Here is a 14710-nt window from a genome sequence, read left to right as displayed (position 1 = left end):
AGTAAGACCGCCCGGAGGCGGTCAGTCGGGCCGACGGTGTGCGGTGCCCCCGGCCCGGGGGGAGGTACCGGCGCAGTCAGGGCAGAGAGCGCGGGTACCTCGTTCCGCTCTCCTGTGCGGGGAGAGCGGAGGTTCTGTCTTCTGCATTGTGGACTAGACCATTCCTGCCTGTCCATCCATCGGAGACGGTAATTTCCGGCCCTTCTCCCTGCACGCGGGGCCGGGCCGTCCGGTTCGGTACCTGTCCGCATCCACAGGTACGCTCGCACGCGTGCCCTCCATGAACGACCTCGTCCGCCAGCACACCGCCCTGAGTGACACCGACCTTGAGTGGCTCCATCTGCTGGTCTCGGAGTGGCAGCTGCTCTCCGACCTCTCCTTCGCCGACCTGGTGCTCTGGGTCCCCACCCGCGACGGCACCCGCTACGTGTCCGTCGCCCAGATGCGGCCCAACACCGGCCCCACCTCCTACCAGGACGACATGGTCGGCCACCTGGTGCCGCGCGGCCGCCGCCCGCTGCTGGACGCGGCGCTGGACGAGGGCCGGATCGTGCGCGAGGGCGACCCGGAGTGGCGTGAGGAGGTTCCGGTACGGGTCGAGTCGATCCCCGTACGCCGGGAGGGCCGCGTCCTCGGGGTGATCGCCCGCAACACCAACCTCCTCACCGTCCGCACCCCGTCCCGGCTGGAGCTCACCTATCTCCAGTCCGCCTCCGACCTGGCCCAGATGATCGCCGCCGGGTCCTTCCCGTTCCCCGGCCAGCAGGTCGACATGGACGCCTCGCCGCGGGTCGGTGACGGGCTGGTCCGGCTCGACGCCGACGGCGTCGTCCAGTACGCCAGCCCCAACGGTCTCTCCGCCTACCATCGCCTCGGCCTCGCCTCCGACCTGGTCGGACAGCACCTCGGCGGGATCACCGCCGAACTCGCGCCCTCCCGGGGCCCGGTGGACGAGGCGGTGGTCAAACTGGCCAGCGGTTACGCGCCCCGTGAATTCGAGGTCGAGTGCACGGGCGGGGTGATCCAGCTCCGGGCGATCCCGCTCAAGCCCAAGGGGGTCCGGATCGGCTCCCTGGTCCTGCTCCGCGACGTCACGGAACTGCGCCGCCGCGAGCGCGAGTTGATCACCAAGGACGCCACCATCCGGGAGATCCACCACCGGGTGAAGAACAACCTCCAGACGGTGGCGGCCCTGTTGCGGCTGCAGGCCCGCCGGATGGACTCGGAGCAGGGCCGCGAGGCGCTCAACGAGGCTGTACGGCGCGTCGGTTCGATCGCCATCGTGCATGAGACGCTGTCCCAGAATCTGGACGAGCGGGTGGAGTTCGACGAGATCGCGGACCGGGTCATCGCCATGGTCGCGGAGATCTCGCCGGGCAAGGTGACCTGCCGTCGGACGGGACGCTTCGGCATCCTGGACGCGGAAGTGGCCACTCCGCTGGCGATGGTCCTCACCGAAGTGCTGCAGAACGCCCTGGAGCACGCCTTCGGCGTCGCCGAGTCGGGCACGGTCGAGGTCTCCGCGGTCCGGGGCGGTTCGCCCACGGAGGCGCGGCTGCTGATCACCGTCCAGGACGACGGCTGCGGACTGCCCGAGGGGTTCGACCCGCAGCGCACCGGCAATCTGGGGCTCCAGATCGTGCGGACGCTGGTGGAGGGCGAGTTGAGCGGGACGTTCGGCATGGTGCCGGCGCCGGAACGCGGCACCCAGGTCATCCTCGACATCCCGGTCCGCGCCGACAAGTAGCGGCCGCCGCTCAGAACGCACGGCACAGCAGAGAGCCCGGACCGTTGGTAAACGGTCCGGGCTCTCTGGTCAAGCATGCGATTCGGGGGTACTGCGCGCTGCGACTCGGGGGAGGGCGGGGTGATGCGTACGCTCTGTACGCGCCGCCTGGCTCAGGTTCGTAGCGGTGGCGTCGTCAGGCGCTGGCGTTGCGCGCCCGGTTGCGAGCGGCGCGGCGCTTCATTGCGCGGCGCTCGTCCTCGCTGAGGCCACCCCAGACGCCCGAGTCCTGGCCGGACTCAAGCGCCCACTGCAGGCACTGCTCCATGACGGGGCAGCGACGGCAGACGGCCTTGGCTTCCTCGATCTGCAGCAGCGCAGGACCGGTGTTGCCGATGGGGAAGAACAGCTCCGGGTCTTCCTCACGACAAACGGCGTTGTGACGCCAGTCCATGGCTGCTACCTCTCCTTGGTATACGTACTGTGGCTTGTGAATGTGAACGCTTTCACGAATCCCCCCGCAGGTGTAGGGCCGACGCCCAGATGAACTGGTTGTGGTCCTGTGAAGTGAGGAGGGGTTCTGGCTCTCAGTGGAGGCCGTTGTTGCGGGCCGTCCCGATCGCCATGTAGAGATTCGCAAACCTCGGCGGCGGATACAACCCCTACAGGAAAGTTTTTTTTGATTCCTCGGTGTCGGCTAGGTCACAGCCGTACTTCTAGAGGGTGGAAGCCAGTCCAAACGTTCGAGTTAAAGGACTTTGGTCCCTTCCACTCACACAATCACACGCAGTGCACGGCGTACGCCTGTGAACGTCACACTTGTGCGCACCCCCAGGTGGTCACCGTCGATCTGGAAGGGCAGCGGAGCCTTTGAATGCAAGGTGAAGTCTGTGAGGTCATGAAGTGAAACCGCGTGCTTACCGCGCGGCCCCTTCTCGGGGCTCGAAGTGAGCAGCTGGGTCGCGTAGCGGGTGACCGCCGCCGTCGACAGCCGTTGCAGGCCGAGGACGTCCAGAGCGGTGTCGAACGAGGCCTTCGGAGAGGCGTACATCGGGCGATTCCCCAGGTAGGTCCAGGGTGCCGTATTGCAGATTATGGAGAGCGCGAGATCGGTGACCGGTTCCTGTCCGGGCACTTCGAGCGTGATCATTCCCTGCCGCCGGTGGGGTTCCTCAAGGAATTGGCGCAGTACCTGCCGGACGTACAGGGCATGGGTCGAACGCCTTCCCTGTTCCCGTCGCTGTTCGACCCGGCCGATGACGCCCGCGTCGAATCCGAGGCCGGCGCAGAAGGTGAACCAGCGTTCCGGCACGGATTCGTCCTCCGTGCCCGGGGTGCCGGCCGCCAGGCCGAGTCCGACCGTCCGTTCCGTGCGGTTGGCCAGCGCGTCCAGGATGGCGCCGGTCGCCTCCACCGCGTCGTTGGGCAGCCCGAGGGCGCGCGCGAACACATTGGTGGAGCCGCCGGGCACGACGGCGAGTTTCGGCAGGTTGTCGATGTCGGGGCCGTTGTGCAGCAGGCCGTTCACGACCTCGTTCACCGTGCCGTCACCGCCGAGCGCCACCACGAGATCGATGTCGTCGCTGTCGGCGGCGCGGCGTCCCAGGTCGCGGGCGTGCCCGCGGTACTCGGTGGTCACGGCCTCCAGCTTCATCTCGCTGGCCAGCGCGTGGATGAGCACATCACGGGTGCGGGCACTGGTGGTGGTAGCAGCTGGATTGACCACAAGAAGTGCGCGCATGTCCGCCAGAGTACCTACCGCGGGGTATCGGCCTGAAGTCCTGCCCGATGACCTTCACGCAGGGTGACGGTCCGGGCGCGTTGGGCCGATCGCGGCTGCCGCGTTCCGGTGGATTCACGACCCCGGCTTCGCATTCGCGGCTCCGGAGTGCCAACCTGCATGGGTGAGTACTCAGGAGAACGCGCCCTCGCCGATGCCTCTGGCCGAACCGCCGAAGCCGGCCAGGATCACGCTCGTGGCCGGACTCAACGCCCTGGAGGGCGCGGCCCTCGTCATCGGCGGAATCTACATGCTGGTCATGGGGCTGCTCGGCCGCCCCGAGAGCCCGCAGCAGGCCGAAATGGGCGGTCTGACGCTGATCGCGCTCGGGCTGATCCCGCTGTTCGCCGCGCGTGGACTGCTGCTGCGGCGCAGCTGGAGCCGGGGCCCCGCCCTCATCACCCAGATCATCGCGCTGCCGGTGGCGTGGACGCTGCTGCGCTCCCAGGGTGCGCTGATCCCGGCCGGGATCGTCCTGGCGGCGGTGTCGCTGACGGCGCTGTACCAGCTGGCCAGGCCGACGACGATCGGCGCCCTGGGGATCCGCCGGCCGGGCGCGGAGCCCGAGCCGGAGCCCGACACGGACACCGCCGCCTGACGTGTACGCGTGAACCGGGGCGCGGTCGGCCGTCTCCCGGGGCCGCGCACCGTACGGCTACTCCTCGACGAGCAGCCGCTCGCGCAGCTGTGCCAGCGTGCGGGCCAGCAGCCGCGAGACGTGCATCTGTGAGATGCCGACCTCCTGCGCGATCTGTGACTGGGTCATGTTGCCGAAGAACCGGAGCAGCAGAATCCGCTTCTCTCGTGGCGGCAGGTCCTCCAGCAGCGGCTTGAGCGACTCCCGGTACTCGACGCCCTCCAGCGCCTCGTCCTCGGAGCCGAGCGTGTCCGCGACCGCGGGGGACTCGTCGTCCGTGTCCGGCACATCCAGGGAGAGCGTGCTGTAGGCATTGGCCGATTCCAGCCCCTCCAGCACCTCTTCCTCGGAGATGCCGAGCCGCTCCGCCAGCTCGTGCACCGTGGGCGAACGGCCGTGCTGCTGGGACAGCTCCGCGGTCGCCGTGGTCAGCGACAGCCGCAGCTCCTGGAGGCGGCGCGGCACCCGCACCGCCCAGCCCTTGTCACGGAAGTGGCGCTTGATCTCACCGACGACCGTGGGCGTGGCGTACGTCGAGAACTCGACGCCCCGCTCCGGATCGAACCGGTCCACCGACTTGATCAGGCCGATCGTGGCGACCTGGGTCAGATCGTCCAGCGGCTCGCCCCGGTTGCGGAACCGCCGGGCCAGGTGCTCGACGAGCGGCAGATGCATCCGGACCAGCCGATTGCGCAGTTCGGCCTTCTCGGGCGAGCCCTCGGGGAGCTTGCCCAGCTCGATGAACAACGCCCGCGCCCCGCTGCGGTCGTGTGGATCGTGGTGCCTGTGCTCGCTCATCTGGCCTGCCCGCTCCGCCTGCGACTGCTCCACCGCGACCGTACGGCCGGCGGGCCCGTCCGCCCCGTCCACCGCACGGGGCAGGTCCGCCTCATCCACCGGATGAGTCAGGGCCTGCTGGTCCGGGATGCCTGCCGCGTGCACCACCCCTGGTCGGATCGTCTCGTCCCGCACCGGACCGTCCCCGTTCCCGTTGCTCACGCCGGCCCGGGTCCCGCGCCGCGCTGTTTGTACAGGCTGATGCTGACCGTCCGGTCATCGGCGACCGTGGAGTCGACCTTCCCCGCCAGTGCCGAGAGCACCGTCCAGGCGAAGGTGTCACGCTCCGGGGCCCGCCCGTCCGTCGTGGGGGCCGAAACCGTCACCTCAAGTGAGTCGTCGATGAGACGGAAGACGCAGCTGAGGACGGAGCCGGGCACGGCCTGCTGAAGCAGGATCGCGCAGGCCTCGTCGACCGCGATGCGAAGATCCTCGATCTCGTCGAGAGTGAAGTCCAAGCGCGCTGCGAGGCCGGCCGTGGCCGTACGCAGCACCGACAGGTAGGCACCCGCAGCGGGCAGCCGGACCTCTACGAAGTCCTGATTCCCGGGCTCGCCTGCGATCTGGGACACCCTCACCTCCAAGGTGGCACAAACTCATTCGAGGATCCGGGAAGGGTGCCCCGGAGCCATGCGGTACGTCTTCGGTTCTTGGTCCGGCGACGCTATCGCGATCCATGATGCCGTGTCGCCAAGACCCCGTCCCATGACTGTCACTCATGGTAAGCCCATGAGTACACACAGTGGCTAGAGGTCTGCGGCGGTCAATCACGAACAACAGGCGCCGGTTTGACGTACCCAGACGTCAGACGATCGAACCGTGCTCGAAGCACCAACGCCAGCTTTCGCCGGGTTCGAAGCTCCGCATCACCGGATGACCGGTCTCCTTGAAGTGCGTCGTGGCGTGCTGCATCGGTGACGAATCACAGCAGCCGACATGGCCGCAGACCAGGCAGAGCCGCAGCTGCACGGGGTGGGTGCCGGCTGCCCGGCATTCGAGACAGGCGTCACTGAGGGGTGCGGGCTCGGGGCGCGGCAGATCTGATACGTGCGGGCACTCACTCATGATTGCCAGGTTACGACGGATGCGAGGACCGTGAGATGGACGCGTTGCCACTGGTGGCACTGGTCGCGGCGAGCGCGGCGGTGGCGGGCCTGGCCCGCCGTACCCCGGTGCCGGCTCCGCTGCTGCTGGTGGCCATGGGACTGATCGGGAGCTACGTGCCCGGGGTGCCGACGTACACCCTGAACGCGCACATCGTGCTGCCGCTCCTGCTGCCACCGCTGCTCTACACCGCCGCCGTCGACAGCTCCTACCTCGACCTGCGGGCCAACCTCCGCCCCGTCGCGCTGCTCTCCGTCGGCTACGTGCTGTTCGCGACCGTCGCGGTCGGCTGGCTGGCCTACCGGCTGGTGCCCGATCTGCCGCTCACCGCCGCGCTGGTGCTGGGAGCCGTGATCGCCCCGCCGGACGCGGTGACGGCCGCGGCCATCGCCCGCCGGGTCGGCCTGCCCGCCCGGGTCACGACGATCCTCCAGGGCGAGTCCCTGGTGAACGACGCCACCGCGATCACCGCGTACAAGGTGGCCCTCGCGGCGGCCGTGGGCGAGGGGATGAGCTGGGGCGCCGGGATCGGGGAGTTCTTCCTCGCGTCGGTCGGCGGCGTCGCGATCGGCCTGGTGCTCATGGTGCCGCTGCACTGGCTCCGTACCCACCTCAAGGAGCCCCTGCTCCAGAACACCCTGTCGCTCCTGATCCCCTTCGTGGCGTACGCGGCGGCCGAGCGCGTGCACGCCTCCGGAGTGCTCGCGGTGGTCGTCGTCGCGCTCTACCTGGGCCACCGGTCCTGGCAGGTCGACTTCGCGACCAGGCTCCAGGAGGCCGCGGTCTGGAAGATGGTCGCCTTCATCCTGGAGTCCGCCGTCTTCGCCCTGATCGGCCTCCAGCTGCCCTTCGTACTGAAGGGGCTCGGTACGTACGCCGTCGCGGACGCCCTCTGGTACGCCGTGGCGGTGTTCCTGGCGGTCGTCGTGGTCCGGTTCATCTGGGTCTATCCGTCGACCTATCTGCCCCGATGGCTGTCGAAACGGATCAGGGAGCGGGAGCCCGGGACCGACTGGACCGCGCCGCTCATCGTCGGATGGGCCGGGATGCGCGGCGTCGTCTCGCTGGCCATCGCGTTCTCCATCCCGATGGTCACGGCCGACGGCGCGGACTTCCCGGCCCGCAACCTGGTGCTCTTCCTGACGTTCACCACGGTCATCGGCACCCTGGTCATCCAGGGGCTCACCCTGCCGCTCCTGGTGCGCGTCCTGAAGCTCCCGGGGCGCGACCGGCAGGCCGAGACCCTCGCGGAGGCGCAGGCGCAGAGCGAGGCGTCCACGGCGGCGGAGGCGCGGCTGGAGGAGCTGCTCGCCGACGAGCGCAACCGGCTGCCGCAACCGCTGACCGACCGGCTGCGCACCGTCCTGGAGCGGCGCCGCAACGCCGTGTGGGAGCGGCTGGGCGCGCCGAACCCGGTGACGGGGGAGTCGGCGGACGACACCTACCGGCGCCTCGCCGGCGAGATGATCGAGGCCGAACGCGAGGTCTTCGTGCGGCTGCGGGACGAGCGCGGAATCGACGACGAGATGATGCGGACCCTGCTCAGGCGCCTCGACCTGGAGGAGGCGGCGGCCTACCGGGAGGAGTCGGACTGAGGGCCGCCGGGCGGCTGTGCCGGGTCCGGGCGTCCGGTGATCACGGCGGCGACCGAGCTTCCGGCGGGGAACGCGCCCTCTCCCGCCAGAGTCGTGAGCGCGTAGAGGAGTTTGGCCACATAGAGTCGCTCGACCGGCAGCCCGTGCCTGTCCTCGAAGTCGTCCGCGAAGGCGTGCAGCGCGTCAGTGGTACGGGCGTAGCCGCCGAAGTGGAACCGCTCGTCCAGGGACCAGTCGCCGGCCGGTCCGCCGAACGCCTTCCGCTGGAGGTCGCGTACCGCGTCGCCCAGGAAGCCGCCGCGCAGGACGGGGACGCCGAGCGCGCGCTGCCCCGGCGCGAGTCCGGCGGCGAGTCCGGCCAGGGTGCCGCCGGTGCCGCAGGCCACCGCCGCCACGTCGGCCAGTCCGCGCAGCTCGCGCCCGAGCTCTGTGCAGCCCTGTGCGGCCAGGGCGTTGCTGCCGCCCTCCGGGATGACCTCGCACGCGCCGTGGGCGCTCAGCAGCCCGGCCAGGACCTCTGGATCGTCCTTGGCACGGTAGGTCGCACGGTCCACGAAGTGCAGCAGCATGCCATCGGCGGCGCACTGCGCCAGCGAGGGGTTGAGCGGCCGGTGGGCCAGCTCGTCCCCGCGCACGACACCGATGGTGCGGAAACCGAGCAGCCGTCCCGCGGCGGCCGTGGCCCGCAGGTGGTTGGAGTACGCCCCGCCGAACGTCAGCACGGGACGTCCGGTGGCGGCGAGCAGGTTGGGGGCGAGCTTGCGCCACTTGTTGCCCGGCAGGTCCGGGTGGATCAGGTCGTCGCGCTTGAGCAGCAGTCGTACGCCGTACCGGCCGAAGCGGTCGTCCCCGGCCGGCCGCAGGGGTGACGGAAGCGCCGGCCGCAGCTGGGAGAGGCCGGGCGGGCCGGATGGTCCGGGCGGGCCGGGCGGTGTGGCGGGCATGTCCCCATTGTGGACGTGCCGGCTGAGGGACGTGCCCGCTTGTGGACGTGCCCCGGGTCGGCCGTGGGCGGCTACTTCATGCGGTCATGGATCCGGGCCCGCATATCGGCCATCGTGAAGCCGCGCGGGTCGACCTTGCCCGGCTGCCACTCCAGGTGCCCGATGACGGACTTGGACGTCCAGCCGTGATGGCGGCAGATCGCGGCCGCGACCTTCTCGATGGCTTCGAGCTGGACGTCGGGCCAGGGGTCCTTCCCGTCGCCGAGGTTCTCGCACTCGAAGCCGTAGAAGTGCCGGTTCCCGTCGGTGTTGGCCTCGTTGTCCGGCGGCAGGCTCTTCTCCGCGATGACGGCGCGCAGTACGTCGTCGTCACCTAGGCCGGCGTGATTGGCCCTGCCGTAGCCGACCAGGTGGACGCGGCCGTCCTTGGCGATGACTCCGTGGCACAGCGGCCCCGGCAGGTCGCTGTGGCCGTCGCGGCAGAGCTGGACGGTGGCGTCGGTGCCCTTGGTGACGGTGTGGTGGATCATCACGCCGTTGACCGGGCCCCAGTCGCCCTGCTGGTTGCGGTTGTGGGTTCGCCAGTCGCCTACCTGCACGACGGTGAGCCCCTCGTCCTTCAGGGCGGCGAGGAAGGTGCTCGCGGACATGGGTGAGGACATGGCCGACTCCTTTGCGCGTGGGGGAGATATGCCCGTAGAGCGCTTGTACCCGGCAATCGGGGCCCCGAGCCGGTCATGGGCTTTTGAAGAGGCTCTGTTCGGGCGGTGTGCGAGCCGATCCGGTCAATTCCGCGAGCACCGGAACGGGTTCAGTCCCTGGCGAGCCACAGGTCGGGACCGAACACCTCGTAGTGGATGTCGGCGGCGGGGACGCCCTTGGCGAGCAGTTGGGTGCGCAAGGACCGCATGAAGGGCCAGGTGCTCCAGCATCGAGAGCGTCGGGGTGCGGCCGATGCCAAGTCAACCGCTCCGCGGGCATCGCGCAGCGTTGTGCCCAGCCCAAAGCCCGATTAGTCACACTCTTTTGTGTAATGGCGCGCCGAGTCACGTGCTGAAAGGCTTCTTCAGTAGGTCAGCCGATGATGGAGAGGGCGTCAGATGTCCGTTGGTGAAGAGGTTCAGAACGCGCAGGTGCCGCCGCAGCAGAGTCTTGGCACGGCAGCCGCGCGGAACCTCGCGACGACCACCAAGTCCGCCCCGCAGATGCAGGAGATCACCTCGCGGTGGCTGCTGAAGATGCTTCCGTGGGTCCAGGTGCAGGGCGGCACATACCGGGTGAACCGCAGGCTGAGCTACTCGGTCGGCGACGGCCGGGTGACCTTCGTGCAGACCGGTGACCGGGTGGCGGTCATCCCCGCCGAGCTCGGTGAACTCCCGGCCCTGCGCGACTTCGGGGACGAGGAGGCGCTGGCGGAGCTGGCCCGCAGGTGCGAGCAGCGTGATGTTCCCGCCGGACAGCTCCTGGCCGCGGCCGGTGACGCGGCGGACCGGGTCTTCCTGCTGGCGCACGGCAAGGTCGAGAAGATCGGCACCGGCCCCTACGGGGACGAGACGGTGCTCGGGGTGCATGCCGACGGGGCGTACTTCGGTGACCACTCCCTCATCGAGGGCGACGCCCTCTGGGAGTACACGGCCCGCGCCGTCACGAACTGCACCGTGCTGACGCTGCAGCGCGCCGATGTGCTCAACCTCGCGGAGCGGTCCGAACCACTGCGCGAGCACCTCGCCGGACTGCTGGCCATCCCGCAGCAGCGCACCAACAACTACGGCGAGGCGGCGATCGACCTGTCCGCGGGACATGTGGGGGAGGCAGTCGTCCCGCACACGTACGTCGACTACGACGCCGCGCCCCGCGAGTACGAACTGAGCGTCGCGCAGACCGTGCTGAAGGTCCACAGCCGGGTCGCCGACCTGTACAACCAGCCGATGGACCAGACGGAGCAGCAGTTGCGGCTCACGGTCGAGGCGCTGCGCGAGCGCCAGGAGCACGAGCTGATCAACAACCGCGAGTTCGGCCTGCTCAACAACTGCGACTACGGCCAGCGGCTGCAACCCCACGACGGCGTGCCCGGTCCGGACGACATGGACGAACTGCTCTCGCGCCGCCGCGGATCGAAGCTTTTCCTGGCCCATCCCCGGGCCATCGCCGCCTTCGGCCGGGAGTGCAACAAGCGCGGCCTGGTCCCGGAGAGCATCGACATCGGCGGTCACCGCATCGCGACCTGGCGCGGGGTTCCGATCTTCCCGTCCAACAAGATCCCGGTCAGCGACGCCCGCACCACCTCGATCATCTGCATGAGGACCGGTGAGGCCGAGCAGGGCGTTGTCGGACTCCAGCAGACGGGCATCCCCGACGAGATCGAGCCCAGCCTGTCGGTCCGCTTCATGGGGATCGACGAGCAGGCGATCATCTCCTACCTCGTGACGGCCTACTACTCGGCGGCCGTACTGGTGCCGGACGCCCTCGGTGTCCTGGAGAACGTCGAGGTAAGCCGCTGGCGTTGAGCCGTGTCAGGAGCGGGTCCCGGCCGCCATGGGCGGGACCCGCTCCTGACACGCGCCGCTGTCCGCAGTAGCCAACAGCAACCACCCACGTCCGGCCCGGAGCGACAGCGTCCGGGCCGGGACGGCAACGACCGGGGTGACCGATTGACCATGACCCGTACCGACGCCGCGACCGAGGGCAACGAGGCCGCGGCTCTTCTGGAGTACACCCGATCCCTCGTCGACCCCCACCTGCGGGCGGCGGTCGCCTCGCTGCCCGGATCCATCCGGCGCGTCGCCATGTACCACTTCGGCTGGCAGCACGTCGACGGAAGCCCGGCCGACGGCGGTGCGGGCAAGGCGATCAGGCCGGCGCTCGTGCTGGCCGCCACCCGGGCGCTCGGAGGCGACCCCAGGGACGCCGTGCGGGCGGCCGTCGCCGTGGAGCTGGCGCACAACTTCACCCTGCTGCACGACGACGTCATCGACGAGGACCGGACCCGCCGTCACCGCGCCACCGCCTGGACGGTGTTCGGCATCCCGGACGCCGTCATCGCGGGCGACGCCATGCTGGCCCTCGCCCAGCGACTGCTGGCCGAGGACGCCCGATCGGTGTCGCCGCGTGCCTCGGCGCGGCTCTCGACCTGCGTCATCGAACTGTGCGCCGGCCAGCAGGCCGACTGCGCCTTCGAGGAACGGGGCCCGGAGGAGGTCACGCTCGACGAGTGCCTCACCATGGCCACGGCCAAGACGGGTGCCCTGCTCGGCTGCGCCTGCGCGCTGGGCGCGCTCTACGCGGGCGCCGACGAGCGCGCCGTAGGCGCCATGGACGGTTTCGGCCGTGAGGCCGGGCTGGCCTTCCAGCTCATCGACGACCTCATCGGTATCTGGGGCGACCCGGCCCAGACGGGGAAGCCGGTCGGGGCCGATCTCACCGCCCACAAGAAGTCGCTGCCCGTGGTCGCCGCGCTCACCGCCGGCACCCCGGCGGCCGCGGAACTGGCCGCGCTCTACCGGGGTCCGATGAACACGGTCGGCGAGGTGAGCCGTGCGTCCGACGCCGTCGACCGGGCGGGCGGGCGCGACTGGGCGCAGATCTGCGCCGCGGACCGCATGGCACGGGCCGTGCACCACCTGTCCCGCGCGGTGCCCGACCTGTCCGCGGCGGGCGACCTCCTGGCCCTGGCGGAGTTCGTCACCCGCCGCACCCACTGAGCGAAGGAGCGAAGGGGCCGAGCGAGGGAGGGGCGGAGCAGGGAAGGAGTGGGGAAAGGAAGGAGCGAAGGAGCGTGACGCGATAGGGCGATGATCGGCCGAGGGCGCGGGCCTCGCGCGGGCAAGTGGAGGGCGGCAGGGGGAGTGTCCGAGGCACGGGCTACAGTCCGTGCCCATGACAGATGAGTCGTGGGCAGGGTGGTACCGGGACCGGCAGGGATCCGATGCCGTCATCCTCACCACCGACGGACAGCAACTCCGCCTCCGTATCCGGGGAGTCGACTTCGAGGGCGAGAGCTTCGACGGGCTCCGCCCCGCGGCGGGCACGCCGGACCAGGGAGAGATGTTCACCCTGGCGGACGGGGTGCTCAACGACTGCGTCCTGGAATGGGACCTGCCGTTCCCGGTCGTCGCGGACGGGGTGCCCGAACAGGCGCGGCTCAGCTGCCTGCTGTCGCTGCGCCGGCCGGATCCGTACCTCTACCTGGAGCTGCAGTTCGGCGGGGCGGGATTCCGGTCCCACCGGGCCGAGAGCGACTTCGGCTCCGCGCTCGCCACCATCCAGCGGGTTCTTCCGCCCGGGGTCCGGCTCCAGACCTGTATCGCATGCGCCTTCTCGGACTACTTCCCGGCGCCCGGCCGAGGCCTCTCCGGCGGCCTCGCCTGCTTCCGGGGTGCCAAGGAGGCCTACCGGGGGGCGGACGGGGAGAGCGATGTCCTCGATCTGTGGGACCGGCGCAGCGGATTCGTCCAGGAGACCTACAGCTGCCCGGAGTTCGAGCCCCGGCCGACGGCCGGTGCGGGTACCGGACACCGCGGAGCGTTCCCCCTCGAACTGGCCTGACCGGCCGCCTCGGCACCACCCGTACCGGATCATCACCGAGCCCGCCTGACAGTGTGTCACCGTCAGGCGGGCTCCGCGTTTCCCCCTGCCCGCTGTCTCGTTGCCCGCGTCATTGTCGTACCTCCATTGTTCTACTAGCATGCAAACAATGGAGGTTTCTATGAACCGTAGAAATGTCGGCCGTGTGGTCCTTGCCGCGCTGCCGTTCGTACTCGCCCTCGCTGCCGACCTCATCCTGTTCGCGACCTGGCGTGACCGGCTCCCCGCCCACATAGCCAGCCACTTCGTGGGCAACGGCCGAGTGGACGACCATGCGAGCCGGGGTTCGTACATCGCGATCGTCATCGTGCTGTTCGCCGGGATCGGCGCCCTGTGGGTCCTGATGGCGGTCGCGGGGAAGTTCACCGGCCGCTCGTACGGGAGGGTCGTCGCGAGTGGCTATGCCGTCGCCGGAGGCCTCGGCTACCTGATGGCGGCTGCCCTGTCCGTCAACGTGGATGCCGACCAGGACGCGCAGGGCCGGGCGCAGGATGTCTCGTTCCCGATGTGGCACATGGCCGTGGGCGTGGGAGTCGCCGCGCTCGCCTTCGGGCTCGGGCTGCTGCTTGCCGCGCTCCTTCCCCGGGAAGACACCCCGGCCGGCCGCCGTCCGGTCGCCGGCCGCGACCGGATCGATCTGGCCGACGGGGAGATCGCGGGGTGGGCGCGCAATGCCGGGGCCTGGTGGCTGCCGCTGGTCCCGCTCGTCGTGCTCGGAGGCGGGTTCGTCCTGCTGTTCGCCGCTGACTGGATCGCGGCGATTCCGGCCTTCGTCGTCGGCGTGCTCCTCGCGGTCTTCGCCCGCCCGTACGTCACGGTGGACCGGCGCGGCCTCACCGTCTCCGGGGTGCTGTCGTGGCCGCGGATAAGAATCCCGCTCGAACGGATCGAGGCGGCGGACAGCCGTAAGATCAATCCTCTGGCCGAATACGGCGGCTGGGGCTACCGGATCCAGCCAGGCCGGACCGGAGTCATGATCCGGTCCGGTGAGGGAATCGTGGCGGACCTGGCCGGTGGCCGGCAGTTCGCGGTGACCGTCGAGGACTCGGCGACCGCCGCGGCCCTGCTCAACACCCTGGTCGATCAGCGTCGAACGGAAAAATGACCATGCTTTTCCGGGTCGATCCCACCTCCACCGTGCCGCTCGGCGACCAGATCGCTGCCTGTGTGCGCCGGGCCGTCGCCGACGGGACGGTCGGCCCGGGAGAGAGGCTGCCCGCCGCCCGGGTCCTCGCCGAATCGCTGGGCGTCAACGTGCACACGGTGCTGCGCGGCTACCAGCGGCTGCGTGAGGAAGGGCTGATCGAACTGCGCCGGGGCCGCGGCGCGATGATCGCGGCGGGCGTCTCGCCGCACCGGGCCATGCTGCTGGACCGGGTACGCGAGATGGTCGGTGGCGCACGTGAGCTCGGGATGACGGAGGACGAACTACTGGCCCTCGTCCGTGCCGAACTGAACCGGTGACAGCACCGACCGAACGCACGAAGGGCTGACGGCGCAGGC

Annotated in this window: 14 protein-coding genes and 2 pseudogenes; 8 read left to right on the top strand and 8 right to left on the bottom strand. The window is 69.9% G+C overall.

Annotated features, from left to right (window positions below):
- The first annotated feature begins 280 nt into the window (after nucleotides 1-280).
- A complete protein-coding gene (locus RLT59_RS11525) occupies nucleotides 281-1747 on the top strand; it encodes a sensor histidine kinase (RefSeq protein WP_311307689.1) in 1467 nt (488 codons plus the stop codon).
- Between the two features lie 175 nt (nucleotides 1748-1922).
- Here the strand turns inward: RLT59_RS11525 and RLT59_RS11520 are convergent, their stop codons facing one another.
- Entirely contained in the window at nucleotides 1923-2180 is a 258-nt protein-coding gene (locus RLT59_RS11520) for a WhiB family transcriptional regulator (RefSeq protein WP_003953983.1), read from the bottom strand.
- 318 nt (nucleotides 2181-2498) lie between these two features.
- Complete coding sequence (locus tag RLT59_RS11515; RefSeq protein ID WP_311303314.1) at nucleotides 2499-3467, bottom strand: diacylglycerol/lipid kinase family protein; 969 nt, start codon at nucleotides 3465-3467, stop codon at nucleotides 2499-2501.
- 235 nt (nucleotides 3468-3702) lie between these two features.
- On the opposite strand from RLT59_RS11515, the gene RLT59_RS11510 reads away from it, so the two are divergent.
- A complete protein-coding gene (locus RLT59_RS11510) occupies nucleotides 3703-4104 on the top strand; it encodes a hypothetical protein (RefSeq protein ID WP_311307688.1) in 402 nt (133 codons plus the stop codon).
- Nucleotides 4105-4161: 57 nt separating this feature from the next.
- On the opposite strand, the pseudogene RLT59_RS11505 reads toward RLT59_RS11510, so the two are convergent.
- The 3 genes and pseudogenes from RLT59_RS11505 to RLT59_RS11495 form a co-directional block, all read right to left on the bottom strand.
- A pseudogene (locus tag RLT59_RS11505) lies at nucleotides 4162-5178 on the bottom strand (RNA polymerase sigma factor SigF); the annotation flags it as partial.
- Entirely contained in the window at nucleotides 5139-5552 is a 414-nt protein-coding gene (locus RLT59_RS11500) for an ATP-binding protein (protein ID WP_014048265.1), read from the bottom strand. The pseudogene RLT59_RS11505 and the gene RLT59_RS11500, both read right to left, overlap by 40 nt.
- 232 nt (nucleotides 5553-5784) lie before the next feature.
- On the bottom strand, nucleotides 5785-6045 hold the full coding sequence (locus tag RLT59_RS11495; RefSeq protein WP_073737002.1) for a UBP-type zinc finger domain-containing protein: 261 nt from the start codon (nucleotides 6043-6045) through the stop codon (nucleotides 5785-5787).
- A gap of 35 nt (nucleotides 6046-6080) precedes the next feature.
- On the opposite strand from RLT59_RS11495, the gene RLT59_RS11490 reads away from it, so the two are divergent.
- On the top strand, nucleotides 6081-7679 hold the full coding sequence (locus RLT59_RS11490) for a Na+/H+ antiporter (RefSeq protein WP_311303313.1): 1599 nt from the start codon (nucleotides 6081-6083) through the stop codon (nucleotides 7677-7679).
- Here the strand turns inward: RLT59_RS11490 and RLT59_RS11485 are convergent.
- The 3 genes and pseudogenes from RLT59_RS11485 to RLT59_RS11475 form a co-directional block, all read right to left on the bottom strand.
- Nucleotides 7658-8623, bottom strand: a complete 966-nt coding sequence (locus RLT59_RS11485; RefSeq protein WP_311303312.1) for a 1-aminocyclopropane-1-carboxylate deaminase/D-cysteine desulfhydrase — start codon at nucleotides 8621-8623, stop codon at nucleotides 7658-7660. The genes RLT59_RS11490 and RLT59_RS11485 overlap by 22 nt on opposite strands.
- Nucleotides 8624-8694: 71 nt before the next feature.
- Nucleotides 8695-9285, bottom strand: coding sequence for an N-acetylmuramoyl-L-alanine amidase (locus tag RLT59_RS11480; protein ID WP_311303311.1), 591 nt, complete (start codon nucleotides 9283-9285; stop codon nucleotides 8695-8697).
- Nucleotides 9286-9434: 149 nt separating this feature from the next.
- Nucleotides 9435-9539 (bottom strand): annotated as a pseudogene (locus tag RLT59_RS11475) (hemin transporter); the annotation flags it as partial.
- Nucleotides 9540-9723: 184 nt separating this feature from the next.
- On the opposite strand from RLT59_RS11475, the gene RLT59_RS11470 reads away from it, so the two are divergent.
- The 5 genes from RLT59_RS11470 (at nucleotide 9724) to RLT59_RS11450 (ending at nucleotide 14671) form a co-directional block, all read left to right on the top strand.
- Nucleotides 9724-11130 (top strand): family 2B encapsulin nanocompartment shell protein, encoded by a 1407-nt coding sequence (locus RLT59_RS11470; RefSeq protein ID WP_311303310.1) that lies wholly within the window; start codon nucleotides 9724-9726, stop codon nucleotides 11128-11130.
- A gap of 150 nt (nucleotides 11131-11280) precedes the next feature.
- Entirely contained in the window at nucleotides 11281-12324 is a 1044-nt protein-coding gene (locus RLT59_RS11465) for a family 2 encapsulin nanocompartment cargo protein polyprenyl transferase (RefSeq protein WP_311303309.1), read from the top strand.
- Between the two features lie 175 nt (nucleotides 12325-12499).
- A complete protein-coding gene (locus tag RLT59_RS11460) occupies nucleotides 12500-13168 on the top strand; it encodes a DUF6304 family protein (RefSeq protein ID WP_311303308.1) in 669 nt (222 codons plus the stop codon).
- A gap of 160 nt (nucleotides 13169-13328) precedes the next feature.
- A complete protein-coding gene (locus RLT59_RS11455; RefSeq protein ID WP_311303307.1) occupies nucleotides 13329-14312 on the top strand; it encodes an SdpI family protein in 984 nt (327 codons plus the stop codon).
- 2 nt (nucleotides 14313-14314) lie between these two features.
- Complete coding sequence (locus RLT59_RS11450) at nucleotides 14315-14671, top strand: GntR family transcriptional regulator (protein ID WP_311307687.1); 357 nt, start codon at nucleotides 14315-14317, stop codon at nucleotides 14669-14671.
- Nucleotides 14672-14710 lie beyond the last annotated feature (39 nt).

Source organism: Streptomyces sp. ITFR-6 (assembly GCF_031844725.1).
Taxonomy (GTDB): Bacteria; Actinomycetota; Actinomycetes; order Streptomycetales; family Streptomycetaceae; genus Streptomyces.
This window is presented reverse-complemented; position numbering and strand designations above follow the sequence as displayed.